This is a genomic window from Spirosoma litoris (assembly GCF_054776755.1).
In genome coordinates, this window is the sequence record NZ_BAAHBI010000031.1 from 66,085 (window position 1) to 92,507 (window position 26,423).

The following is a 26,423-nucleotide window of genomic DNA, read 5'->3' on the forward strand; positions in this document are numbered from 1 at the left end:
TCTGTTTAACTTCTCTTTATTACTCTCATTTATAGCACAATCCGCAACTTCGCGAAGCTCAGCAACAACACTTTTTCGCCCACTTGCTCAAACTGGATAGTGGCTTTACGTTCAGTGCCGTTAATCTCTACTTTTTTTACCGTACCAAAACCAAATTTAGCATGTTCAACCCGTTGTCCAGACGCCAATTCTGCTGTGCTGGTGGGCGCGAAATCGGGCGAAGGCGTATGCGAAGCGGCCTGCTGAGGAGTTTGTCGTTGGGCTGTTTTCTGCGCTAATGAGCGAACAAAGGCCATTGACCCCGTTGACGTACTTTCGCTGCGATCCCGATTAGGGCGCTCAGGCCGGTCGAAGTCCAGGCGGCTTGGGGCCGATCGTTGTTTCGACATTTTCATGTATTTCTGATCGATTTCCATCAGAAACCGACTTGGTTCGCACATTTTTAGTCGACCATAATGGTAGCGTGTTTCGGCGTAAGAAATCGTCAACCGCTTTTCGGCACGGGTAATGGCCACATAAAACAATCGACGTTCTTCTTCTAGGTCATTTCGGCTTTCGAGCATCATCTGGCTGGGAAAGAGATCTTCTTCTAAACCAACGATATGCACGTTTTTGAATTCCAATCCTTTAGCTGAGTGGATGGTCATTAAGGTGATTCGGTCGTTATCACCGTCGTCTTCCTTCTCATCGGCGGTAGTAAGCAGCGAGACCGACTGTAGAAAGGTGGCAAGGCTTTTATCTTCGTTATCAGGATTATCGACAAACTCCTTAATGGCGTTCAGCAATTCTTGGACGTTTTCGTAGCGGGCCAGCCCTTCAACCGTTTTGTCATCGTAAAGCTCTTTCAATAAGCCCGACGTTTTGGCGATATGGGAGGCTACTTCAAACGCATCTTTCTGATCGAGCAGCAATTTGAAGCTCTTGATCAACGTGGCGAAGTTCTCGATGGCAAACGAAGCACGACCAGCAACATACTTGGTGATGTTGGCCACAATTTCCCAGATAGAATCCTGCTGTTCGGCGGCAATAACGCTAAGTTTAGCAATGGTCGTATCGCCGATTCCTCGTTTGGGCAGATTGATAATCCGCTTGAAGGCTTCTTCGTCCTGCTGGTTAACTACAAAGCGCAGGTAAGCAATCAGGTCTTTAATCTCTTTGCGCTGGTAGAAAGACAAGCCCCCAATAATGCGGTATTTAAGGCTCACTTTGCGCAGGGCTTCTTCAAACGCCCGCGACTGGGCATTGGTCCGATACAGAATCGCGAAGTCGTTGTTTACGAGCGATTCGTTCATCTTTGCCTCAAAAATGGCTGAGGCTACCAACCGCCCTTCTTCGTTGTCCGACGATGCCTTGATTACGTCGATTAGTGGACCTTCTTCGTTGGACGTAAAGACGTGCTTTTCCAACTGATTTTTATTGCGGGCAATAATGGAGTTTGCCGCCTGGACAATGGTATTCGTCGATCGGTAATTCTCCTCCAGCTTTACGATCTTGACATTTTCTTTACCATAATCACGCTGGAAATTCAGGATGTTCTCGATGTTGGCACCCCGGAACGCGTAAATACTCTGGGCATCGTCGCCCACAATACAAATGTTCTGGTGAACAGCCGCCAGTTTTCGGGTGATGAGATACTGCGATACGTTGGTATCCTGAAACTCATCGACCATTACGTACTGAAACTTGTGCTGGTATTTATTCAGAATATCTAAATGATCGCGGAACAACACATTTGTATTGAATAACAGATCATCAAAATCCATGGCATTAGCCGCAAAACACCGAAGTGCATACTGCTTGTAGATTTTGCCAATATGCGGCATCCGCGCCGACTCGTCGTCGGCCTGAATAACCGAATTATTCAAATAATCATCTGGACCAATTAGACGGTTCTTGGCGCCTGAAATTCGGCTAAAAACGCTGTTGACACGATACACCTTATCGTCCAGCGCCATTTCTTTAATGATACTCCGCAAAAGCGATTTAGAGTCATCGCTATCATAAATGGAGAAATTGCTGGTATAACCAATCGCTTTGGCTTCGATGCGTAAAATCTTAGCAAATACGGAGTGGAACGTACCCATCCAGATATTCCGCGCTTCTGTACCAACAACTTTTTCGATCCGATGGCGCATTTCGCCAGCAGCCTTATTGGTAAACGTCAGCGATAAAATTCGAAAGGGATCAACTCCATTGTCAATCAGGTGGGCAATCCGGTACGTCAGAACACGGGTTTTTCCCGAGCCAGCACCAGCTATAATCATTAGCGGGCCACTGCCGTGCATGACGGCTTCCCGCTGAGGGTCATTTAATCCAGAAATATAATCAACCATTCCGCTCGTTTCTCTTCCTTCTATAACAAGTAAAAGTAGGAAAAAATTTGCTAGGGGAGATGGAGAATGACGTCAACAGAAGGGAGCAAGCGACACGCTAAGTAAAGGAGTGAGCAATTATAACATCGGCCCTAAATCAACGCCCATTACGTCTGAAACCGACGAGGCTATAGCTACACCGCCGTCGCCTTTTCGGTAACGAAGCCATTCATGGGTTTTATAATTGTAAAGAAACCCTTCCAAAATTCCGTAGTCGTCATCTTCAATTAAGCGAATAACCTTACGTAGATCGTTCCTAAAACCACGGTTTGCACAAACTTCAATAATAACACGAGTTTGTTCTGTTTTCTCATCAAACAGAATTACATCAGGTACTGGATAGCCCGGTCCTTCATCCAAGGGCGTTTCTGGAAGTGGAATAAGAGATATTGTCTGTTTATGATAGTACAGAACTCCTAGCTCAACCGTGAGTTTGCTGATGATGCGCTGATGATCGTAGGGTGAGTTAGTCCCATCATCATGGACCATAAAGGGCGGATTATACTTTTGTTCGTACATAATCGTGTAAATTGTGTGTTTATACACAGAAAAACGCCATTTAGAACGAGGAGATGCAAAAACGCGTAATTTTTCTAAATTATTGTGCAACATCTTCAACTTTCCTGCATCTTTCTCCTGATTGCAATCTGACTTAAACGATAACGAGACGCTGAACCTGTTGGAATCGAACCGAAACGTCGGAGATGCGGCTTCCCGACCGCCGTACCCTGACCGTCATGCTGAACTGGTCAAACGCTGCCAACAGGGCGAGCGACGGGCTCAGTATGAGCTTTACCAGCATTACGTGAAGGCGATGTATAACGTGTGCCTGCGGATTCTGAATCACGAAGCCGAAGCCGAAGACGTTTTACAGGAGGCTTTTATGGACGCGTTTGGTCATATCAATTCGTTTCGTGGGCAGAGTACGTTTGGGGCGTGGTTGAAGCAAATTGTTGTGAACCGAGCTATAAACCATCTCCGTAGCCGACGGTTAGAGTTGGTAGATATCGAGTCGCATCGCTTTGGTGAAGACGACGGACCTGATCTGGCTGATGTTGAGCCGTACGATGAGGAAGGCGTTCAACTGGAAGTGGAGCGGGTTCGCCGGGCTATGCAATTGTTGCCGGAAGGCTATCGGGTTGTATTGTCACTCTATTTATTTGAGGGCTACGACCACGAAGAAATAGGTAACGTATTGAATATAAGTGAGACAACATCGCGAACGCAATACCTGCGAGGGAAAAAACGTTTGCTGGAATTACTATAATAAAGCTGAACGATTATTGACTGGACGTTTTACTTACCAACACCGCGACAATCCTAAAGGAAGTCGACACACATATGAAAAAGGATAAACTTGAACGCTTTGTACGAGACAACCATGAGGCCTTTGATCGAGAGCCCCCGGTTGATCTATGGAAAAAATTAGAAGCGGGTCTTGACAAATCCAGTTTGGATAAGACGCTACCTCAACAGGCTGGACCGAGCATCGCTTCGCCGTTTCTGGAAGTGCATAAAAATCGTTCGCTGACGAGTGGACGACAAATTGGCTGGCCTACGCTGGATTGGCGCGTGGCGGCTTCTATTGCTGTCCTATTGCTGGCTGGTTGCTTTTTTTATATGAACCAGCGGTATGGGGTGGCGCATCAGCCTGAAGTGGTAGCTGCCAATCCGACTTATGCCAAAGAAGTTGTGCATTATACGCAGCTAATTGACGATAAGCGTGCTGAACTGAAACAAATGACGGAAGACAATCCGGCATTGTATCAGGAGTTTGCCACCGATCTTAATCGGCTGGAAAACTCATACAAGGCGCTTAAAGCTGATTTGCCAAAGAATCCGAATCAGGAACTGTTGATTCAGGCCATGATTCAGAATCTACAACTTCAGATTAACCTGCTTAATGAACAGTTGCGTGTTATTGACCGCATTAAACAACAAACCAATGAAACGAATCCTGTTTAGTATCTTATTTGTACTCGGCCCATTACTCACCTGGGCTGGGGAGCCGATTGACGTCGGTGAGAGCGAAAGCTCAATTGAAAAGAAAAAGACCATTATCAAACTATTTGATGTGGACAGTAAAGATCAACTGGTTGTCGACAATCAATTTGGTGAGGTCAAGATTGGATTGTGGGATAAAAATGAGATCCGAGTGCAGATAACAATCGTCGCCAATTCCGATTCCGACGAGCGTGTACAGAAATTCATAGATGCTGTTTCTATTGAAGAAAAGCGCAGTGGCGATCAAATTCTGGTTCGGACGAATTTTAGCCAGAGTAGCGTATCGAACTGGAGTTTCGGGAAATGGAAAGATGGTGGCGAGCGCAATTATGTCAAAATTAATTATGACGTGATGATGCCCAAGCGAAATGCATTAACCGTGCGGAATAAGTTTGGCAATACAAGTGTACCCGCCTTTCAGGCACCCTTAACGATCTATAGTCGATACGGAAACTTTAGCGCCGAAGACCTGACGAGTCGCCAGAACGATATTGATGTAGCGTACGGGAAGGCCGATATTCGTTCATTGGATGAAGGAAAGCTAAGAATTTCGTACGGCAACCTCGAACTGGAAAAGGTTAACGTGTTAGAGTTGGTCAATAAATTTGGTAAAATGAATATCGGCAATGTCGGCAAGCTGAACGCAGACATTGACTACTCGGGCGCCAAAATTGGAACGTTACGCGAATCCGGGAAGATTAAACTCGGCTTTTCGGGAGGTTTCCGTATCGATCAGATGCCTAAGACGGTGGATAATGTCGATATTCAGGCTTCTTACTCTTCCGTAGCGCTGCCGCTGGATCACAACAACGACTGCGATTTCGATGTGACGGTTAGCTACGGAAACTTCAATTACGATTCGGGCTCAACAATGCACTTTACAAGTCAGCCGAATGATAATGACAATCATCGGGGGCCTAAGCTTACTAAGCAATATATTGGCAAAGTAGGAAGCGGTAACGGCACTAAGGTAAAAGTGGTATCCAGATTTGGGAATGTGAATTTCAGGTAGTTAGTAGTTCAATTACAGCCTTGTGTTGAGGGAGTTCCTGGAGTAAGGTCATCCGGTCTGCCATCTCAAAGTCGGCAAAATCGAATCCAGGGGCTACCGTACAGCCTACTAATGAAAAATCGGTGCCCATAGCTGGCTTTGAGCCAAACCAGCACCCGGCTGGAACAACGGCCTGAAATACCTGGCCCTGATCCAGGCGGTTACCAAGCCGAATAACGGTCAACTCTCCAGCTGGCGAAATAACAAAAACCTCTAGTGGTCCGCCCGCATAAAAATGCCATACTTCGTCGGATTGAATGCGATGAAGCGCCGAGATATGATGACTCTCGAGCAAAAAGTAAATGGCTGTACTAACTGACCGATCCCCGCTAAAGCGGTTGGGTAAAGCTTCCTTCGAAATCGCTTCGGCAGAACGATAAGTTTCTGCAAAATAGCCGCCCTCAGGGTGAGGGTGCATGTTGAGCGTTCGGACGTAATCAGCAGCGGTCATGGGTAATGTTGAATGATAGAATGAGTGAGTGATAGAATGAATTAGCAGACTTGGGTTTACTATTCAATCAGTCTATCACTCACTCATTCAACATTAAAAATTATTGAGCAGCCTTCACGACAGTTAAGAAATCGGCCGCCTTGAGCGAAGCACCACCAATTAGACCGCCGTCTACGTCGGGTCGGGCGAAGAGTTCGGCTGCATTTTGGGCGTTGGCACTACCACCATATAGAATTGTCGTGTCCTGTGCGACTGTGTCGCCATATTGACCCGCAATGTGCTGGCGTAATTCAAAGTGCATATCCTGTGCTTGTGCCGAAGAGGCTGTTAAACCTGTACCGATGGCCCAGATGGGTTCGTAGGCGATCACGACTTTACCAAACGACTCGGCCGAGAGGTGAAACAGGCTTTCCGTGATTTGATCTTTTACAAAGCCAATGTAGTCGCCGTTTTCGCGAAGATCGCGCGACTCACCGCAGCAGAAAATAGGGACAAGGCCATTTTGGAGAGCAATGTTTACTTTCTCGGCAAGTTGAGCATTTGTTTCGCCGAAATATTGCCGACGTTCGCTGTGGCCCAGAATTACATACTCAATACCAATGGATTGCAGCATTGGCGCCGAAATCTCACCCGTATAAGCCCCCGATGCTTTCTCATGGCAGTTCTGGGCACCAATTGACACCTTACCGCCTGGGTTTAACTGCTGTTGTGCCGAAGCCAGATAAAGTGATGGTGTACATAATACAACCTTCACATCACCTGTGACTTCGTCTTTAACCATATTGATTACTTCCGACAGTAAGGCTTGAGCTTCATCGGCAGTTTTATTCATTTTCCAGTTGCCAGCAACAATTTTCTTCCGCATAATAAATTAGTAAGGCGTTCAAAATCAGTTTTCTAAATCAAACGAACAGATCATTCGTTTCGTAACCAGGGCGAAATTAGGCGTTTTAAACCGAACGATTTGTTTGTGTGTATGCTAAATTTTGTCCAGGCTTATATATGCTTGTTTTGTCATTTTTATTGACCTAAAACCAATCGCTAATTAATTGTGTTATTTGAATAAAAAAATGCGTAATTTTAATTTGATAAAATAAAGCTATACATGAAAACGCTGGTACTGGCCTTTGGACTGTTTCTGTCCTGTTTGGCTGCTCGGGGAGATGATCCTCAGCGCATGCCCGATAAGGATAGGTACGGCTTTTTTATTTCAGGAAATCGCACCTGGACTCGCATTCCGTTTCAGCTTCACTCGAATCTGATCATTGTTCCTGTACGAGTCAATGATTCGGATACACTGCATTTTATTCTGGATACAGGGGTTAGTAACACAATCATTACTGACCCAGCTGCATTGAAGAAAAGCTCTTTGAATTTGACCCGAAAAGTTAAAATTAGCGGGGCTGGCGAAGGCGGGAGTCTGACGGCCTCTATTGCCATCAACAATAGTCTGACTATGGGCGGGCTAAAAGCAGCGCACCATAATCTGGTTATTCTGGATGAAGATATGCTCAAATTGTCGGAGTACGTTGGTACGCCCGTACACGGTATTTTCGGCTATGAAATCTTCGCCAACTTTGTTGTAAATGTTGATTTTCAACGCCGGGAGCTGATGATTATGCGGCCTGATAAATACACTTATCGCAAACGTAAAGGCGATCGGTATCCAATTACCATTCAGGATACGAAAGCCTATACAGATGCGCTATCGGTGTTTGATGGGCAAAAAACCTTGCCGTTGCGGGTTGTTTTAGACACAGGCGCAGGTCATGCGCTCTTGCTTGATCGGTCACGCAGTACAGCGTCGATGCCAATTCCTGAGAAGAACATTCGGGCGCAATTAGGTCGTGGTCTTAATGGAGTAATTAACGGGAGCTTGGGTCGGATTCAGAAAATCCGGTTTGGCCGCTATGAAATGGACAACATTTTGGCCTCATTCCCCGATAGTCTGGGTTTTGGTATGAAACTGGTCAACATGCCCGAACGCCAGGGTAACGTCGGCTGTGAGCTATTGCGCCGATTCAATGTTACATTTAATTATCCGGATCAATATATTGTGATGAAACCCATCAAGCGTCTGATGCATGAGAGTTTCGAACACGATATGAGTGGTATGGAGCTTCGGGCAAAAGGTGATAGCTTCCGGAATTACTACGTAGATAAAGTCATTTCGGGTTCTCCAGCAGCTATGGCTGGGCTGGAAGAAGGGGATGAAGTTTTATTTGTCAACAACAGTTCGGCAAAAGATCTGTCAATTAGCGATATCTATAAGATATTCCAAAAGGGCGAAGGCAAAGAAGTATCTGTACTGGCCCGACGAAACGGGCAGATTGTAATGGCCCATTTTTTTCTTAAACGGTTAATCTGAAATGTCTCAGGTTTCAAGTTCAATGTTCCATGTTATTGAGTAGACTGGAACATTGAACTTGAAACCTGAGACATTTCAGTCCATCCGTTCCAGCTTGAACCGGAACGTTGTGCCTTTATCGACCTTGCTCATCACCGTAATTTTAGTCTTGTGAGCGTTCAGGATGTGCTTCACAATAGCAAGTCCAAGACCTGTTCCCCCCCGATCTTTGGAGCGACTTTTCTCGACGCGATAGAACCGCTCAAAAATCCGGCTCAGGTGTTCAGGTGGGATGCCCGGTCCATTGTCCCGAATTGACACCAGAATGTGCTTTTTGTCTTCTTCAAGATTCACCACAACCCGGCCGTTCTCATTGCCGTACTTGACCGCATTTTCTATTAAGTTGGTCATTACCTGTAAAATACGCTGAGAATCGGCTTTTACCCACACAGGGCCCGGCTGGGTTGTTCGTATTGAGAGTGACGTTCCTTTGGTTTGGGCAATCGTTTCTAATTGATCAAAAATTTCCTGTGTGATTTCAGCCAGATCAACTCGCCCAAAACTCATTTTTACTTCGCCGGTTTCCAGTTGAGAAAGGGCAACTAGGTCTTTTACCAGGGCGTCGAGGCCATCGAGGCTTTTGGCTGCTTTCGACAGAAATTTATCCCGCACCTTTTCATCATCGACTGCACCATCGATCAGCGTATGAATAAAACCCTGAGCTGCGAATATGGGCGTTTTTAATTCGTGCGAGACATCGGCCAGGAACTCCCGGCGGAACTGCTCCAGGCGCTTCAATTCATCGATTTCCCGTTGTTTTCGGGCGACGTAGACGAAAATCTCATCGTTTAATTTTTTGAACGGATTCGTGTTCTTGATGATCGATTTTCGGGAGATGCTGAAGTCACGGATTTTGAGTTGATGGATGGTTTTGTACATCTTATTGACTTCCCGGAACACGAGTAGTTCAATAGCATACAGCACCAGAAAAAACGAAATAGCAAACGACGAAAGGCCCACCACAAACAACATACTGCTGGTAACCCCCTCAACAAACGTTAAAAAGGTCAGCGTCAGTGCCGAAATCAGGCAAGCCAGTAAAAGCGCAATAATGCGGGGACTGAGAGACATTTAATGAATGAGTGAAAGAGTGAAAGAGTGAATGAGTGAATGCCATCCGGTAGTTTTATTCACTCATTCGCTCATTCACTCTTTCACCTTTTATTCCGGTTGATCGGTAAACATATAGCCTACGCCCTTGAGTGTACGGATGTGGGCGTCGCCGATTTTTTCGCGGAGTTTGCGGATGTGGACGTCGACTGTACGTTCGAGAACGTAAATGTCGGCCCCCCAGATTTTCTGAAGTAGCTCTTCGCGGCTACAGACTTTGTTCGGATGTTGGGCCAGAAAAAACAGTAACTCAAATTCTTTTTTCGGCAATATGATTGACTTGTCGTTCTGGCTAACCGAATAATTCTTTCGGTTAATCAGCAGATCGGCAATGGTAATTTGCTCGCCGGGGTCTGCTTTCTGCGCTTCACGCCGGAACAGCGCGTTAATACGACTCATGAGTGCCCGTGGCTTAATCGGCTTGGTGAGATAATCATCAGCACCTACGTCGAAAGCGGCAACTTCGGAGTATTCTTCCGAGCGAGCTGTCAGGTAAAGAATATACGTCTGGCGGAGTTCGGCAATGTCGCGAAGTTGCCGACCCGTTTCGATACCATCCAGATGGGGCATCATGATGTCGAGCAGAACCAATTCGGGCAAATACGTCTTGGCAATTTCAATGGCTTTTCGTCCATCGGTTGCTGTACGGACTTCATAACCTTCTTTATTAAGGTTGTATTCGAGCATTTCAACAATGTCGGCGTCGTCGTCAACGACTAAAACGCGATGCAGTGGTTGAGCGGCTTTTGCAGCACTCATACGAGATGGAAGTTGGTGATAATGACCTACTTTTAGTAGCTTACTTATAGCATTAACAGCCCGAAGTTACGTGGCTTATAGTCAACGTTACCAATTACAAACGCATACTTAACAAAAACTTAACAGTTACTTCATAAGCAACGCCCCTAATTTTCAACTGAAAACGAGTTCGTTAATTGATTATAAAGAAGTCTATTGTTCAAACTAAAGCCGATAACAGATGGTTGGCTACTTAGGTAACCCTGCCAAATGCTGAAAATAGAACTAAGCTCCCCTCGGTTGTTACCTGTTACTATGAATAATCACGCTTCGGAGATTAAGTTGCCTCCCTTTGTTAAAGTTGTTAGCGTACTTCTGTCACTCGTTATTATTGTCTATGGCCTGCATGCACTGAAAGGTATCCTTATTCCTTTGGTGTTCGCCATTTTGTTTTCCGTATTGCTGTTTCCGCTGGTACAACGACTCGAAAACTGGAAAACGCCCCGCGTAGTGGCTATTGTCCTTTGTCTGGTGTTAGCGCTAGCGATCTTAAGTGGTTTATTCTATGCCATTTCAATTCAGATTAGCAGTTTTGCTGAAGTGATTCCAAAATTTATTGACCGTGGTAACGAGTACATTGACAGCATCCAGACATTTGCTGACAAACAGCTAAATATAAATCGCCAGCGACAGGTTACTGAAGTGAAAAAATACCTTAATCAAGCTCTGGCTGAGGGAGGTACCATTTTAACGTCAACCTTGTTGGCTACCACTAATATAATCACCAATCTGTTCCTCGTCTTATTATTTTCCTTCTTCTTTTTACTCTATCGCGATTTCTTCAGGTCTTTCTTTTATAAAATATTGCGAAAAGTCCGCCGGTCAAAGATTGATAGCGTGATGCAGGGCATTTACGAGGTGGTGAAAGACTATCTGGCTGGTCTGGTGCTGGTTATTCTTATCATTGGCACGCTGATGACTGTCGGCTTGCTCATTCTGGGCGTAGATTATGCCGTTTTCTTCGGATTCTTTGGAGCCTGCCTGGTACTGATTCCTTACTTTGGACTGTCGATGGGATCTTTATTGCCAGCGGCTTATACGCTGGTTACACAGGACAATCCAATCAAAGCGTTAGGGGTAATCGGCGTCTTTTTATTTGTACAAACGCTGGAAGGCAACTTTATTACGCCCTACATTATTGGCTCTAAAGTTAGCATTAACCCGCTGGCCGCCATTGTTGTCCTTATTCTTTGGGAAAATATCTGGGGACTTCCAGGTCTGGTTTTAGCGCTGCCCCTGACGGCCATACTAAAAGTTATTTTCGATGCCACAGAGCCACTCAAGCCCTATGGGTTTTTGATCGGCGAAGCTGAGAAACCTCGACCACCTATCAAAAACCTGCAGGAACTGGCCGAGCAGTTACCCAAACGAGCGAAAAAGATTGGGAAAGTGGAGGAAAAGAATTGAATTCAAAGAGTGAAAGAGCGAATGAGTGAATAATGTTTGCGTCAGCTATTCACTCATTCGCTCTTTCACTCTTTAAAAATTAAGCGGGTCAAGATTCTTGAAATGGCCGTTCATTCGGATGCGGTCTTTGGTGCGTTCCATATCTGAGACGACGGGTAATACGGTATTTAGGTGTTGAATCAAGAATAGCTGGCGTTCGGCTTCGGTGTCTAGTGTCAGCAATTCGTATTCCTGTTCTACAGATAAGCCAACTTTGTGAGCCACCTTATAGGAAAGGTTTTTAACTGTCGGCGAATAATCTATGTCGAGTTGCAGTAAGGTGTATAGCCGCTTCAACCGTTCGGCCAGTGCCGATGCGTGGGCGCTGAAACCATCACTGGGTTCCACTAACTCAACCTCTCCGCCAGCGTACAACTTACCCGCCATCGGGTTCTCGAAATTCACTAATCGAAAGACACCAAGTCCCTTCGATTTAATGTCCATTCGCCCATCAGGATAGCGTTTATGGAGTGTAGTCACGTGCATTTCGGTGCCGTAACCAGGAAGCTTATTATTGATAAAGGCAGGAATGCCAAATGTACGTTCTTCCTCCAGACACTCGTTGATGAGCTGTCGGTACCGAGGCTCGAAAATATGGAGATTCAAATCTTCGCCAGGGTAAACAATAAGGTTAAGAGGGAACAGAGAGAGCGTCTTTTGCATAACGCCGAAAAGTTACGGGTTTTAGTTGAAAATAGCGTCTGATGCCATAAAACGGATATTTCGGGCCTGGGCTTCGGCGTAGATAGGATCACCTAAATAACCTAACCCCGTTACGTCAGACATACAGTCGGTCACGACGATCAGCTTAGAAACGAGTTCCGGCGCAAAATCCAGCAGTTGTTTTAGGCTATTGGCCACACAGTGCGACTTGGCTTCACCCATCAGATAAACGGTATCGAAACGGGCTAAATCGGCAATCAAACTGGTGTTAAGTTGAGTTTCGGGAACAGCTGGATCAGGCACCTGTGCCTGAAAGATGCCGAAGTGTTCAGATAGAGGATACAAGCCTTTTTGTACGGCTTTGTAATCAAGCTCCCGCTGTTTCGACCATTCTTTCAGGGCATCGAACAGGGTGTCATGCAAAGCAGCTCCTCGTGAGCCAATCAGGCAGTGTTCGGGCCAGATGAAATGGGTAAACTGTCCATCGGCTTCAAGGTCATGAACGTATTTTATGGCCTTTTCGGGCGAAAATCTCGGTATCCACTTACCCGCATCAATATCTGCTCCCGTGATTTGCGTAAAAGGAGCAGGGTTTTTACCCGCTGCATCATGCCAGAATAGCGGATGAGCGATATCTAAAACATGGTGCGTATCGAGCGTAACAACAATGTGATCAATCTGATCGGCATGTTGCCGGATAAGGGTCGCCATACGCTCAATATCCTGTTCAGCTCCCGGCACAAATAAGGCCCCATCAGGATGACAGAAATCGTATTGGGCATCAATAATTAGAAAAGCGTTTTTCACGGTTGTTTTGGTTTCCACGGCAACGGCCGACCGTCCGCGCTACATGTGTGAAATAAGCGAAAAAGCGCATACACATCGAACAACTTACCCCTTTTTCGTTACTTTGATGTATGAATTATACGGAACTCCAACTGCGCCTGTCGCCCGATTATACCGATATTCTCACTGCCGAGCTGGCCGAACTTGGTTTTGAGTCATTTGTTGAAACCGACGAGGGCTTGAGTGCTTATATTGTTGAGTCGGATTTTGATGAAAAGGCCGTACAGGAATTGATTGCTAAATACGAGGGTCAGACCGCAATAGCCTACGAAGTTAGTTCGTTAGAGAAACGAAACTGGAACGCCGAGTGGGAACGCGATTATGAGCCGATAGAAGTTGCCGACCAGGTTCGGGTCCGGGCGTCCTTCCATGAGTCGGATGCCCGGTTTCGTTACGATATAGTCATTAATCCGAAGATGTCGTTTGGTACAGGCCATCATGAAACCACCGCCATGATGCTGGAACAACAGCTCGGCCTTGATTTTGCCGGGAAGTCAGTACTCGATGTGGGTAGTGGTACCGGCATTCTGGCGATTCTGGCTGAGAAAATGGGTGCTCAAACGGTATTGGCTTTCGACATTGAGGAGTGGGCCGTTGAAAATGCCCGTGAAAATGCGGAGCTAAACGACTGTCCGAAGACTACGGTGTTTCAGGGGACGATTGCCGATGTTGACCCGACGACCCAATACGATATCGTACTCGCCAATATCAACCGGAATATATTGCTGGCTGAAATTCCATCCTACACAAACTTATTGACCAATAACGGGTATCTTGTTGTCAGTGGTTTTTACGAAAACGACGCGCCAGATATTGAACAGAAAGCAGTGGAGGTCGGATTGAGCCTGGCTAACCGAGCCACCACAAATCAATGGACATCTTTGTCATTTTATAAACCCTGATCGCGTTCGGGCAATCGAACGTCAGTCAGTTGCTGGATATGAATCGTATTTATTATAGCCTGATAATTACTTTGACTACCCTGACCGTTTCGTTCGGTCAGGCGGTTCGGCTTTCCGATAAGCCGGATCAGTTCATGGCCGATGTGCAAAAACTAATGGCAACCGGTGGACCAGTTGCCGTACGGGCCGGAACGAATTTACAGGCACTCTGGTCCGAAAACCGACTGTCGGCACAACAACAGGAGCGGGTGATGGTATTGAGCCGAAAAATGAATCAGAAGCGGCTTCCAGCAGCTACGCATTTCGCCCCTTTTTATGAATCGCTTTATCTGACAACTCAGCAACAACCCGCTACGAATGTTGATGGATTGCTGACAATTGCCGAAAAGCTATTCGACGCGAATGACCCCAAAGCATTTGCCCGAAGTCTCGAAACGACCCGGCGATTTATGGACCGCCATGAACTCTACGCCAGCAATTACAACAAACTCTATGCGCTTGGGGGAACATTTCAACTGCGTTATGTCGAAGCCCTGCAACCGGCTAAGCCGGGAGCCGTTCAGACGCCCGCCGATTCTATAGCAGCTGCTAAGGCCGCTGCCGAGCGGTCTCGATTCGATGGATGGGATACCCCCGCTTCTGCCGATTCTACTCAATCACGCCAGTTGGGAGCGCAATACATTCCGCAGCGTCGGCCAATTCCGTCGGTTTCAGGGCCAGTTATTACGTTGAAAGATGTAACGTTGGCGATCGTAGCGAATGGCGATTCGGCAATTTTGGCGAACACGAGTGGCGATATGATGCTTAAAGATGGTATCCTGGTCGGCCAGGGCGGTAAGTTTACCTGGGCTACCGCCGGACGGCCTGACATTTTCGTAACGCTAAGCGAGTATGCACTCACGACCATGAATCCGCGCTTGCAAGCTGATGATGTTACCTTGACCTACGGCCCTGCCAAGCCAATTAAGGGTGTGTTTGAATACGTTAGTAAGAAGAAAGGCGGCCCTGTTACCTATCCACGCTTCATGTCGTGGCAGAACGACGTTAAACTGCCTGACCTTGGTCCAGATATCGACTATCGTGGTGGATTAGCTTTATCGGGCACGCAGATGGTTGGTGCATCGGCTAGTGGGCAGCCTGCTCAATTGACAGTTAAATACAACGGAAAGCCAGCCTTCAAAGCAACGAGTCGCCGATTCGATTTCAACATGAGCGACACGACGGCTGTCGATTCAACGCAGGCAGGGCTAGCACAGTCTGGTTTTAACACAACCGAACCCGCAAAGCTAGCTACTTCTACAAAAGGTATATCTCGTCCAACCATTTCGGCTACATCGGCCTCATTTATTGGCTATGTAGATGCCGATTCAATTACTCATCCATCGGTAATGTTGCGGTACGACAAAAAACAGCGCATCGCCTGGCTCGATCGTGAACAACGTACCGATTTCGCCCGCGTTCCTTATTCCGATTCATACCATAAATTTTACATCTTGCCCGAAGTTGTTCGTTGGGACTTACCACGTCGGAAAGTCGATTTCTATCAGGTTGGTGCTAAACGGGAGGTTCCAGTGCGCTTCGAATCGTTCGATTATTTCCAGCCACAGCGTTATGCCGATCTGACCGTTGACTATGGGTTTCACCCCTTGCAAATTGTAGCGAATTTCGTCTCGACCAAAAAGCAACAGACCTTCTACGATGACGACATTACCCAGTTTGCTAAAAATGTTAACGCAACATCGTTACGAGGTTCGTTGAATCGGATGGTGCTGGAAGGATATATCACGCGAAACCCAACTACCCAAGAGATGCGATTGAGCCGAAAAGGCGCGTTGTATGTGTTGGCTTACGCGAAGAAAAGCGACTACGATAACTTTCAAATCCAATCGGTCTTTGCTTCGAATGATAGTATCAAGAATGCGAGTATAAGCCTCGACGATAAAATTCTGACCATTCGGGGCGTTAATCGCTTTACCATATCAGATTCACTGAAAGTATTTGGCTTCCCATCTGATAAAGTATTGCGGATTGGCAAAGGGCGCGATTTCACACTCAATGGTCAACTTAAGGCGGGAACGCTGCGCTACGCTGGTCGTGACTTAAAGTTTAATTACGACAAGTTCTCGATGAATCTCAACAAGATCGACTCCATTACCTTCTCGTCGCAAAAACTGGCGGCACAGGGGAAAGAGGGCGAAATTGGGGGTGATATCAAATACGAGAATCCCGGGACGGTTTATCTGGCTAGTGCCGATAACAAATCGGGTCAGGTTGCAGGGAAAAAGACTACTCAACGATTGGTGATGCCCGAAGGGATGACCGTTTATTTTAACCAGCCTGTGCGGGGAAACATCACGTATAATCAGAAAGTCTATTTCAAGATTCCGGCCATTGACAACGACAGTATCGGTAAAGGCGACATTTCCTTTATGGGAACCTTCTATTCCGACGGCATTTTCCCGCCCTTCAAAGCCCAGCTAGTAACTATGCCTGACAACACACTGGGCTTTGTTCACAAGGCTCCCCCAACGGGTTATCCGGTGTATGCTGGCAAGAAAGGTACAACACCCTCAACGGTAAAATTCACGGGTGATGTGGTTATGGACAAGAGCGGGCTTCGTTCCGAAGGGGTGCTAAGTCATATGACGGCCAGCCTGAATACGAATGGCATTTTGTTTATGACCGATTCGCTGCTGGCTTCCGGAGAAAAAGGCGAGATAAAGGAGGGACTAATCGGGAAAGGCTATTTTCCGCAGGTTCAGGTAAACAACTTCAGCCTGAAATGGTGGCCTAAGGCTGATAGCATGGTCATTACCACCCAGAAAAATAACTTCAACCTCTACAACGCAACGACCAATCTGGAAGGAGGCCTGGTTCTCCGTTCGTCAGGATTGTTTGGGAATGGAACCCTGCGTCGGAAAGACTCGGAGACCGTTTCAAACGGCATTAAGTTCAATAAAGAGGGTTTTGTCGCGAGCAATGCTCAGTTTAAGATCATATCGGCAACGGAAGCCCCCGGAGCCCAACTCGGTAAACCTATTCTACTGGGAAGAGATGTCGATGTGGATTTTAACCAGGTAAAAGGTATTGTTGGTTTAGCGATTACGAAAAGAGAAAGCATTGGCGATACAGCACAAGCGAGTATGGAATTCCCGTTTGCAGCCTATAAAACCAGCATTAACCGGGCTCAGTGGAACGTAAATGCCAAGACTATTGCCATGAAAGGTGATGTAAAAACATCAACCTTCACCGCAACTGCCGAGGAACAGGAAGGCCTGACATTCAAGGCGTCGGCGGCTTTGTACGATGTTGAAAAGCGAACCCTGAACATTAGTGGTGTCCCTTACATTGCCTCAGCCGATGCCCGTATTTTCCCCGACAAGGGTCTGGTGTCGATCCGGCGTAATGGTGAAATGCTGGCGCTGAAAAATGCCAAACTCGAATTAGACACAATCAGTTTATTTCACCGGCTCAAAAACGGGAATATCCAAATTCTTTCCCGAACGCGTTTTGCTGGTGACGCTACGTACCAATTTGCTACGGCCAAAGGAGATACGGCGAGTATCAAAATGGGGAGTTTCGAGTTAAAAGAAGCCCCAGCCGTAGCGTCGGCTTCATTAACCGCTGATGCCAAGAAAGCCCCCAAAGGCCGCCGTTCGGCGGCTACTAAGCCAGTAACAACCTATTTCACGGTTGCTCGGGCCGAAGTAGATGAAGACGATAACCTGCAATTGGCGCCGAAAATGCTGTTCAAAGGCACCATTGCCATGCAGGCTCCTTCGCGCGATCTGGCCATGGATGGATTTATTAAGCCAGCCTTGAAAAAACGGCAGGATTTGATAGGCGGCTGGATTCCGTTCAAAGAAAAAGTTGCTGAACGACTCGAAATTAAAGTCGATAAAAACCTAAAGAATGAAGGAGCCCAGCAACTGGTAGCTGGAATTCATTTCCGAGCAGATGGTTCGGGCTTGTACCCAACCTTCTTGTCGCCCAAAGAGGATTCGAGAGATACGGATCTCTTTTCGGCCTCAGGGATCATGCGGTACGATGAAAAAGACAAAGTATATCGAATTGCCTCGAAAGGAAGCGAACCTGCAACGAGTCAGGCCGAAGCAGCGGCTCCTGCCGCAGATAGTACGAAAACTAACAGTGCCAAGCCTGATAGCACAGCTGCTGTTGCGGCTGTAGAAGACGAGGTAGAAAATGCGTTTACCTTCAACGATGCACGCGGAGTGATGACTTTCAAAGGCAAGTTGAATCTGCTTAATTCAGCCCCGAATGAATACTTGTTAGCGGCAGGTTCGGCTCGGATTAATATCGATAGTAGTCTGTATCGATTCAATACGCTACTAGCTTTTGCCTTCCCGGTTCCTGATCCAATTAATGGCCTTATTTCGGATAAACTCGTTAAAGCCAATCAGGAAGAGAAAAATGACGAAGCCGCTGATGATGATCTGAATCGACTTTCGGATAAATTACTACCTCTGATTGGTTTGCAGGCGGTGGAGACTTATCGCGTGAAAGCCCAAAATCAGCACGTGCCTTTGAATCAGGCATCGCCCAAGTTGAATGCCATGCTCGTATTGGCCAATGCGAACTTACGCTGGTCTACGAAGTACAATGCCTTTTACAGTACGGGTCAGCTTGGCGTGTCGAACATCATGGCGACAGATATTAACGCCCAGATGGACGGCTTTGTCGAAATTAGGAAAACAGCGAACGGCGATGAAGTCAGTATCTATCTGGAATCCTCGCCCGAAGTATGGGTGTTTTATGACTACAAACCGGGTAATGCACCAACGGCTTTAGGTCAATTGGCCATTATCACCTCCGAGCAGGATATTAATGACCGACTGATTGCTGGTTCTAAAAACTCCGCTAAAGCAACCTTAGAAGTGGTACCGGCCACGGTCGATGAAAAAACGACCTTTGTCGAGCGTTACCTCGATCAATACAAAACCAAAGCCAAACCTGCCCCAAAACCGAAACTACAACCAGGGCAAAAGGTCGTGAAAGAAGAGAAAAAGAAAGACGAAAAGAAAAAAGACAAGGAAGCGGAGAAAGAAGGATTTTAGCGTTTTTTCTGCCAGATTTAAATCGTTTTTTGACATTCCGACATCAGGAGGAATCTCAAGCTTAACTCTTATAAAACTTGAGATTCCTCCTGACGTCGGAATGTCAAAAATCATCCCACTGCTATAAATTTTACGTGAAAGCCCTCTGGCGAGACTTACGCAACCACCTTCAAATAGACTTTCGGCTTGACCTTTATGTCGCCACTGCGCTCTGGGCTGCTTTGCTGCTAGCGGTCAATTTCTACTTCGACATTGAAGACTCTTATATTGATTCGTTTCAGGGAAAACCCATCTGGCCGTTTCTCTATTTTTGCCTGTACGCCACTGCTTACTACGTCAGCGTTTGGCTCTGGACACACTTTCATCATCGGGCCGACATCTGGCGAAGCCAGGATTTCTGGCTCCGAAGTGGCGTTGCGTTGATTGCCTATTCGATCTATGCGGGTTTTTATGCGCACAGCGAATGGAGCCGACAGCTATTTGATGGGCAGATTTATGTGTTTGCGTACTATTGCCTGCATAATCTGCAATCGGTACTGACAATTGTACTACCATTGTTTCTGTTCTATAAGTTGGCAGATCCCTATCCAAGTAGCTTTTATGGCATGGCTCCAAAGCGAAAGGGTTTGGCGCTCTATGCAATTATGCTGGCCCTGATGATTCCGCTCATTACACTGGCGTCGTTTCAGCCGGACTTTCTGCAATCGTACCCGACCTACCACGATACCAACGCCAACGAGTTCTTCGGCCTACCTGAATGGGTAACGGCGCTTGTCTACGAACTCTGTTATGGCTGGGATTTCGTACCGACCGAACTCCTTTTTCGAGGATTTCTCGTTATTGGTATGAGTAGAGTACTGGGCCATGGCGCTGTATTGCCAATGATTGTCTGGTATTGCGCCATCCATTTTGGTAGGCCATTGGGTGAGGCTATTTCGTCACTGTTTGGTGGTTATTTACTAGGCGTGCTGGCACTAAGTACCCGGAGTATCTGGGGTGGATTGCTCATTCATATTGGCATTGCCTGGGGCATGGAGATTGCCGCTTTCCTGCAAAAGGCGACTCACTGAAGTATGTAAAAAAACGCTGCGTTCTTTGCAGTTAAAAAACCTAAACCTATGATAAACAACCTATCTATTCCACCCGGTAAAAAATTCGATGCCATTGTTGTTGGCTCAGGAATTAGCGGAGGGTGGTCGGCTAAAGAGCTGTGTGAAAAAGGACTCAACGTTTTGCTCCTCGAACGAGGACGGATGATTGAGCACGTCAAAGATTACCATACGGCCACGATGAATCCGTGGGATTTTCCGCACCACAATCAGGCCATGCCGCTTGAGTTGCTGAAAAAGTACCCCGTCCAAAATCGAACGGGATTCTCCATTACCGAAGCAACGCATCACCATTTCGTCAACGACCTCGAAAATCCCTATGTCGAAGAAAAACCGTTCGACTGGATTCGGGGCTATCATGTTGGCGGGAGATCGCTGATGTGGGGACGCTATTCGTTTCGCTTCTCAGACCTTGATTTTGAAGCCAACGCCAAAGAGGGTATTGCTACCGACTGGCCCATTCGGTACAAAGACATCGCGCCCTGGTACGATTATGTCGAGAAATTCGCCGGAATTGCAGGGAATCGTGACGGATTGCCACATCTGCCCGATGGCCAGTTTCAGCCTGCCATGCCCGACAACTGCATGGAGGCCCATCTTCGAAAAACGGTGAATGAGAAATTTCCCGATCGCAAGGTAATTTCGGCCCGGGCGGCTCACCTGACAGCACCAACGCAGGAACAAACGAACTTGGGCCGGGCTAAGTGTCAATACCGAAACCTGTGTATGCGCGGTTGTCCGTATGGCGCGTATTTCAGCACCCAATCGGCGACGTTACCTGCTGCCCGCCGAACCAATCGGCTAACGGTTCGACCACATTCGATTGTCAATTCAATTATCTACGATGAAAAGACGGGCCGTGCCACGGGTGTTCGGGTGATTGACGAGCAAACGCACCAATGGCATGACTTTCAGGCCCGTATCATTTTTTTGAATGCATCAGCGCTGGGTTCGACTTACATTCTGATGAACTCCAAGTCGAAGCGGTTTCCAAATGGCATGGACGATAGTGGCCAGCTAGGCCACAATTTGATGGATCACCATTTTCATGTAGGAGCCCACGCCGATTATGACCACGATTTAGACAAATACTATTACGGTCGACATCCGGCAGGACTGTATATTCCCCGTTTCCGAAACCTGCCGAATCAGAAAAAGCAGGCGTTCAAACGCGGTTATGGTTTTGAAGTCTATACCGGTCGCGAAAACTGGGATCATGCCTACCATGAAGAAGGCTTCGGTGCTGATTTTAAAGAGAAAGCCACCCAGTTTGGTACCTGGAAAATCACACTCGATGCCTTCGGTGAGTGCATGCCTCACGAAGACAACCGGGTTTATCTGACTGATGAAATCAAGGATAAATGGGGCCAGCCTGTCCTGAAAATGGACGTTCACTACCGCGAAAACGAAACCCTTATGCGGAAGGATGCGCACGATCAGGCCATTCAGATGCTGGAACAATCCGGCTTCTCGAACATAGAAGGTTTCGACAGTCAGGCGCATCCGGGGCTGAGCATCCACGAAATGGGTACGGCCCGGATGGGAACCAGCCCGAAAAATTCAGTCTTCAACAAATTCAATCAGCATCACATCGTCAAAAACGTGTTCTGTACCGATGGGGCCGTTATGACTTCCTCTCCTTGCCAGAACCCATCGTTAACGTACATGGCGCTTTCTGCGCGAGCGGCCGATTATGCGGTGAAGGCGTTGAAACGGGGAGATTTATGAGTTTTTGATCATGTTTTTTGTCATTCTGACGAAGGAAGAATCTTAAAATATCCTCATTTGTGGGTAAGGAAACGTTAAGATTCTTCCTTCGTCAGAATGACAAAAATGCTCTAACTATAACACCGAATCTCCATCAATGAAGCAGGGGCTAACCCGTCTTTTTTCTTTAAATGGATCGTTAAGCTACTTGTTTCAATTGGAGTATCGAACCGGATCGTGTTGTTGCTCTGGTGATTATGCGCCTGATGAAAAATACGTTCCTGCTGGTCATTGCAGACAATGTATTCCTGTACGCAAAATGGGCCAACCGTTTCCGGATGAATCATAATAACCGTTTCCAGCGGATGGTCGAAATCGCTATCGAATCGTAGCTCCACACGGCTGATTTTTTGGCGAGAAGGCCAGCTCAACGTTAGCGTAGGATTTGCGTCGTCCGTCCTGGCAACCCAGGCATTAGGCTGATTCGTTGGCCGTTGAACCCCGTTTCGAACGTTTGCCGGACTGAATAACCGAATACCCGGCTGAATCCGAAGCGCAATGTTGTGACCAGCTGGCCGACGCTCCGGACACCAGAACTCGAACGTGTCGACGCCAATGTCTTCCGTTGGCTCCTGTTTCCCGTAATTCGATACGGCCGGGTTGATTTTATTGAAGACCGACAAAATACCCGTAACACGCAACTGACTGTATTGCAGTTGAATGTGTTCATTTTTCATGAACATCACAAATACATACTGAGCTTCTGAAAGCTGACTAATAAAATCCAGATGGATCTCCTGCCTGCCTTTATGGACTGGAATAGTCAACGTTTCCAGCGTTACATCAGGTGTATGGTTAAACGGCTTGCTACTGCGTCGCAATTCAACCACTAGCGTTGTATCCTGATCGGCGGTTACGAAGGCGGTTAGTTGCGGAACGGGGCCAATCGACAAGGGCAACATCTGAGCGGCTGAAGATGTCAGGGGCAATAGAGGGCCATCGGCAGGCAGCTCATTCAAAACAAATTCACTGGATGCCGATAGTTTGGCCTGTTGAGCAAGGTCGCTCTCATCACGGAGTTTAAGCCCTGGAATGTGCTGCCCGGTTTTCAGTAACTCCTGTTGTAACGTGTGCATTCGGGCTGGCTCGGTGAGGTCGCGGGGAAGCAGGTAGTCTCGCGTGCTAAGCGCTGCCGCCATACCTACGGCCTGCCCGACATGTGCGCTTGTGGCCATTACCCGAGACGACCCAAACGCTACGTGCGAAGCACTGATAATCCGCCCAGCCAGAAACAGATTCGGTACATTATGACTATATAGGCATCGGTACGGAATCTGATAAAGCCCCTTGCTATGCCACTGATTACAACCCGGTTTTTCCGAAAAAATACCGTCGGCAGGATGCAAATCAATTGACCAGCCGCCAAAGGCAACCGCATCGGGATGCGTCCGTTGTTCGACTACGTCCTGTTGAGTCAGCATGTAATCGCCCTCAAACCGGCGACTTTCGCGTTTGCCGGGAATCTGCCCAACCCATTCGAGGGTCATGGTTTCGGCTTCGGGAAACTGGCCGGAATTCTTGATGTAATTCCAGACACCGTACACCACTTTCCAAAGTTCCCACTTGATGGTTTCGGTATCGTGAACCGTATCTAACCGACCGCCATATTCAATCCACCACAGTTGACAGCCGTATTCCTGCGCGTTGAAGCGTTTATAACGGGGTATTTTGGTGATGTCGTCCAGCGCATAAGCTGGCGGAACAAACCGAACCGGGCGGCCGGTATCTTTGGTGTAGAAGTACAGCGAATGACCGAGTAATTCACCATACTCTTCGGTCGGGGCAAACTTCTCCCCAAATTCCTCCTGACGCTCAGCACCCATTCGGAAGGCGGCACCGGCTTGAAAGCCAACGATACCGTCGCCGGAAGCGTCGCAAAAAAGTGGTGCTACCAGTTCGTAGGCCATGCTGTTTTGGCTGCAAAAGGCTTTGATCGACTTAATAGCTTCGCCTGATTTCTCCACCTCATAGACCATAGTATTCAACAGGAGCGTAATGTTGGGCTCCAGGACTACCTTTTCTAACAGTATCGTGTCGAAAATCAGCGGATTCCCTTCGGGGTTGCGGTATAGGTTTTCGAGCAATAATTCGTCGATAACTCCGCCTTCGCGCGCCCAGCGGTTGTTGTTGCCCATGTGCGACGTAGCGCCCAATACCCACAACCGGACTTCGGACGATGAGTTGCCGCCTAACACGGGTCGATCTTGTACCAGCACTACCCGAATACCTGCCCTGGCAGCCGTAATGGCGCAGCAAACGCCCGACAGCCCTCCACCGACAACAATCAGGTCGGCATCGTGGCGAATGGTTTTTGGGGTTCGTTTATCGGCTGCTTGTTCGCGTATCATTCGTTAAATCAATCGTTTGGATGAGAATAGAAAATCCGGTTGGCTTTACGACTTCCACAGATAATGTTTTGTCGAAACCACGCACGGGAATGCTTACATCGGCCTGTTGGCCGGGTTGAAGGTCAGGGATAGGAATCGTTCGAGTATTGGTTTTTAGGGTGTAATTTTTGATCGCATACGCAGGGAAATCCTTTCGGGCCGTCACGCGTAGTTTTAGCGTATGTACACCCTCGCTACCGGTTTCCCAGCTTATTTTCTCAACCGTAACGGGGGCCATACCGGTTTGATGCGTCTGGTAAAGAGGCCGCTTCGATCGATCTCCCCGCACCAGGCCCCACGGACGGGTACCGTCTGGATTGGTGCCATCGTGCCGGCTCAAATAGTCATTAAACGACCACCACGAAGTCCCAACAATGTAGGGCAATTGCCGAACGTCGGTGAGAAATTTCTCAAGGTGTGTGACCTGACCTGCTTCCCCATCTTTGCCATCGGCTCGGGTACCGTATTCGCTAATAAAAATCGGTTTGTCGGGGTAGAGCGAATGGATGTGTTTCAGGATGTTGAGGTGATTGCCATAGGTATTGGTCGAAATAAAATCGCAATACTGACTGGCTTCATCTTCAGGCTTTTTCGGCAAAATATTTAACCGCATCGACGCGAAGGTGTACAGGCGAGTAGGGTCAAGCTCGCGCGCGTAGGCGATCATGTCTTTGGTCCAACGCTGCCCCGCTGGTTGCTCGGAGAGGTACTCATTGCCCACACTATACGCAATTACGCATGGATGATTCCAGTCGCGCTCGGCCATCTCCCGAAACTGTTGCCTGAATTTCGTGCGGATGGTATCATTGTCCATCTCTCTGGGTGTTAGCTGCCAGTTTCCGGCTTCGGTGATGATCAGCATACCATTGCGGTCGGCCCAGTCGTAAATGGTTTCGGAAGGCGTATAATGGGTTAGCCGGTGAAGCTCCATACCCGCTTCTTTCATTAAGCGCATATCTTTTTCCACCAGCCAATCCGGTTCCAGTGTGCCCAGGCCAGGATGATCGACCACGCGGTTACCACCTGCTACTTTGATCGGTTGGCCATTCAGCAGTAATTGCGCATCCCGAACTTCCACTTTACGAATCCCAAAATGGGTTCGAATGGTATCGGAAGCCGCTATGACCTGTACATCATACAAGGTTGGCTGGTCAATACTCCACAGCTTAACATCGGCTGCCTTCAAAACCGTTTCGGCTTCTAAGGTTGCTATTTGATTAGCCGCTACGTTTCCTGGCTGCTGTTTCCAGGTTAGCGTAATGGGCTTCCCAGTCTGCTCTACCCGAAAGGCTAGTTTTGGCGTAACGGCTTGTGCACTGGCATTACGAACGCGGGTTTTGATTTTCAGCGTAGCTGTGCCCTTCGCTAGGTCAGGCATAGCTTCCGTTTTCACATTTTCGACGTAAACATCTGGCTCAACGGTCAGGTAAATGGGCCGAATAAGGCCACCATAGTTTACCCAGCCCGGAAATGGGTCGTTAGGCTCGTTGTTGTCTTTGGCACCGGGAATTGTACCCACTCGCCACGTATTGTTATTGACCGAAATGGCAATGGTATTGTCCGAACCGTTCGTTTTTAAAAAGCTGGTTATGTCAAAATGAAAAGGTGTGTAGCCCCCTTCGTGAGTGCCCACTTTCTGGTTATTGACCCAGATCGCGGTTTCGTAATAAGCAGCGTCGAGGTGAAGAATAACGCGCTTTCCCGGAGTTGGTTTAAACGGGAACGTTCGGCGGTACCAGGCCGGGCCCGTGTAAAACTGATAGCGCGGGTCGACCGAGAAGCAATGCGGAACCGTTACTTTGTTCCAGCGGCCCAACGGTGCGTCTTCCCGATACCAGCTAGCTTTCTCCCCAACGGCCATTGGGTCCATGGCAAATACCCATTGACCGTGTAGCGGAATTGCATTTGGGTCGCGAATGGTGTATTGGGCGAAGCTCGTTGTGAGCAGGCCCAAAATCAATAGTATTAGGAAACAGGTTCTTGTATAGGTCATGTGTTAAGTATGGCTCGTTTATAAATTCGCTAAGCTTTATTT

The 26,423-nt window shown here is 47.5% G+C and carries 19 protein-coding genes; 9 read left to right on the forward strand and 10 right to left on the reverse strand.

What is annotated here, in order from left to right:
* Positions 1–29: 29 nt before the first annotated feature.
* Both ACYVGR_RS18005 and ACYVGR_RS18010 read right to left on the reverse strand, forming a co-directional pair.
* Entirely contained in the window at positions 30–2,333 is a 2,304-nt protein-coding gene (locus ACYVGR_RS18005) for an ATP-dependent helicase (RefSeq protein WP_460959142.1), read from the reverse strand.
* A 117-nt stretch (positions 2,334–2,450) separates the two neighbouring features.
* Positions 2,451–2,891, reverse strand: a complete 441-nt coding sequence (locus tag ACYVGR_RS18010) for a hypothetical protein (protein WP_460959144.1) — start codon at positions 2,889–2,891, stop codon at positions 2,451–2,453.
* Positions 2,892–3,051: 160 nt separating this feature from the next.
* On the opposite strand from ACYVGR_RS18010, the gene ACYVGR_RS18015 reads away from it, so the two are divergent.
* The 3 genes from ACYVGR_RS18015 (at position 3,052) to ACYVGR_RS18025 (ending at position 5,388) form a co-directional block, all read left to right on the forward strand.
* A complete protein-coding gene (locus ACYVGR_RS18015; RefSeq protein WP_460959386.1) occupies positions 3,052–3,639 on the forward strand; it encodes an RNA polymerase sigma factor in 588 nt (195 codons plus the stop codon).
* A 74-nt stretch (positions 3,640–3,713) separates the two neighbouring features.
* Positions 3,714–4,337, forward strand: coding sequence for a hypothetical protein (locus ACYVGR_RS18020; protein ID WP_460959146.1), 624 nt, complete (start codon positions 3,714–3,716; stop codon positions 4,335–4,337).
* The gene (locus tag ACYVGR_RS18025) at positions 4,318–5,388 is read left to right on the forward strand and encodes a hypothetical protein (protein ID WP_460959148.1); all 1,071 of its coding nucleotides are present in this window, start codon (positions 4,318–4,320) and stop codon (positions 5,386–5,388) included. Before ACYVGR_RS18020 ends, ACYVGR_RS18025 begins: the two co-directional genes overlap by 20 nt.
* Here the strand turns inward: ACYVGR_RS18025 and ACYVGR_RS18030 are convergent.
* Together ACYVGR_RS18030 and tpiA are read right to left on the reverse strand one after the other, a co-directional pair.
* A complete protein-coding gene (locus ACYVGR_RS18030; protein WP_460959150.1) occupies positions 5,381–5,878 on the reverse strand; it encodes a cupin domain-containing protein in 498 nt (165 codons plus the stop codon). The two genes, ACYVGR_RS18025 and ACYVGR_RS18030, sit on opposite strands and share 8 nt — an antisense overlap.
* A gap of 100 nt (positions 5,879–5,978) precedes the next feature.
* Positions 5,979–6,743 (reverse strand): triose-phosphate isomerase, encoded by a 765-nt coding sequence (gene tpiA, locus ACYVGR_RS18035; protein ID WP_460959152.1) that lies wholly within the window; start codon positions 6,741–6,743, stop codon positions 5,979–5,981.
* A 240-nt stretch (positions 6,744–6,983) separates the two neighbouring features.
* Here tpiA and ACYVGR_RS18040 point away from each other — a divergent pair, with 240 nt between their 5' ends.
* Positions 6,984–8,246, forward strand: coding sequence for an aspartyl protease family protein (locus ACYVGR_RS18040; protein WP_460959154.1), 1,263 nt, complete (start codon positions 6,984–6,986; stop codon positions 8,244–8,246).
* Positions 8,247–8,321: 75 nt separating this feature from the next.
* Here the strand turns inward: ACYVGR_RS18040 and ACYVGR_RS18045 are convergent, their stop codons facing one another.
* Together ACYVGR_RS18045 and ACYVGR_RS18050 are read right to left on the reverse strand one after the other, a co-directional pair.
* Positions 8,322–9,356 (reverse strand): sensor histidine kinase, encoded by a 1,035-nt coding sequence (locus ACYVGR_RS18045; RefSeq protein ID WP_460959156.1) that lies wholly within the window; start codon positions 9,354–9,356, stop codon positions 8,322–8,324.
* A 90-nt stretch (positions 9,357–9,446) separates the two neighbouring features.
* Positions 9,447–10,154 carry a response regulator transcription factor gene (locus ACYVGR_RS18050; protein ID WP_460959158.1) on the reverse strand — a complete coding sequence of 236 codons (708 nt, stop codon included), beginning with the start codon at positions 10,152–10,154 and terminating at the stop codon, positions 9,447–9,449.
* Between the two features lie 294 nt (positions 10,155–10,448).
* Here ACYVGR_RS18050 and ACYVGR_RS18055 point away from each other — a divergent pair, with 294 nt between their 5' ends.
* Positions 10,449–11,600 carry an AI-2E family transporter gene (locus ACYVGR_RS18055; protein ID WP_460959160.1) on the forward strand — a complete coding sequence of 384 codons (1,152 nt, stop codon included), beginning with the start codon at positions 10,449–10,451 and terminating at the stop codon, positions 11,598–11,600.
* 72 nt (positions 11,601–11,672) lie between these two features.
* Here ACYVGR_RS18055 and ACYVGR_RS18060 read toward each other — a convergent pair whose 3' ends face one another.
* Both ACYVGR_RS18060 and ACYVGR_RS18065 read right to left on the reverse strand, forming a co-directional pair.
* The gene (locus tag ACYVGR_RS18060; RefSeq protein WP_460959162.1) at positions 11,673–12,302 is read right to left on the reverse strand and encodes an LON peptidase substrate-binding domain-containing protein; all 630 of its coding nucleotides are present in this window, start codon (positions 12,300–12,302) and stop codon (positions 11,673–11,675) included.
* A 21-nt stretch (positions 12,303–12,323) separates the two neighbouring features.
* The gene (locus ACYVGR_RS18065; RefSeq protein WP_460959164.1) at positions 12,324–13,109 is read right to left on the reverse strand and encodes a cysteine hydrolase family protein; all 786 of its coding nucleotides are present in this window, start codon (positions 13,107–13,109) and stop codon (positions 12,324–12,326) included.
* Positions 13,110–13,219: 110 nt separating this feature from the next.
* Here ACYVGR_RS18065 and prmA point away from each other — a divergent pair, with 110 nt between their 5' ends.
* The 4 genes from prmA (at position 13,220) to ACYVGR_RS18085 (ending at position 21,962) form a co-directional block, all read left to right on the forward strand.
* Positions 13,220–14,050 carry a 50S ribosomal protein L11 methyltransferase gene (prmA, locus tag ACYVGR_RS18070; protein ID WP_460959166.1) on the forward strand — a complete coding sequence of 277 codons (831 nt, stop codon included), beginning with the start codon at positions 13,220–13,222 and terminating at the stop codon, positions 14,048–14,050.
* A 38-nt stretch (positions 14,051–14,088) separates the two neighbouring features.
* On the forward strand, positions 14,089–19,125 hold the full coding sequence (locus ACYVGR_RS18075) for a hypothetical protein (RefSeq protein WP_460959168.1): 5,037 nt from the start codon (positions 14,089–14,091) through the stop codon (positions 19,123–19,125).
* A gap of 134 nt (positions 19,126–19,259) precedes the next feature.
* Positions 19,260–20,195, forward strand: coding sequence for a CPBP family intramembrane glutamic endopeptidase (locus ACYVGR_RS18080; protein ID WP_460959170.1), 936 nt, complete (start codon positions 19,260–19,262; stop codon positions 20,193–20,195).
* Between the two features lie 48 nt (positions 20,196–20,243).
* On the forward strand, positions 20,244–21,962 hold the full coding sequence (locus ACYVGR_RS18085; RefSeq protein WP_460959172.1) for a GMC oxidoreductase: 1,719 nt from the start codon (positions 20,244–20,246) through the stop codon (positions 21,960–21,962).
* A 110-nt stretch (positions 21,963–22,072) separates the two neighbouring features.
* Here the strand turns inward: ACYVGR_RS18085 and ACYVGR_RS18090 are convergent, their stop codons facing one another.
* Both ACYVGR_RS18090 and ACYVGR_RS18095 read right to left on the reverse strand, forming a co-directional pair.
* A complete protein-coding gene (locus tag ACYVGR_RS18090) occupies positions 22,073–24,349 on the reverse strand; it encodes an FAD-dependent oxidoreductase (RefSeq protein WP_460959174.1) in 2,277 nt (758 codons plus the stop codon).
* Positions 24,324–26,381 carry a glycoside hydrolase family 2 protein gene (locus tag ACYVGR_RS18095; RefSeq protein WP_460959176.1) on the reverse strand — a complete coding sequence of 686 codons (2,058 nt, stop codon included), beginning with the start codon at positions 26,379–26,381 and terminating at the stop codon, positions 24,324–24,326. Before ACYVGR_RS18095 ends, ACYVGR_RS18090 begins: the two co-directional genes overlap by 26 nt.
* Positions 26,382–26,423: the final 42 nt, after the last annotated feature.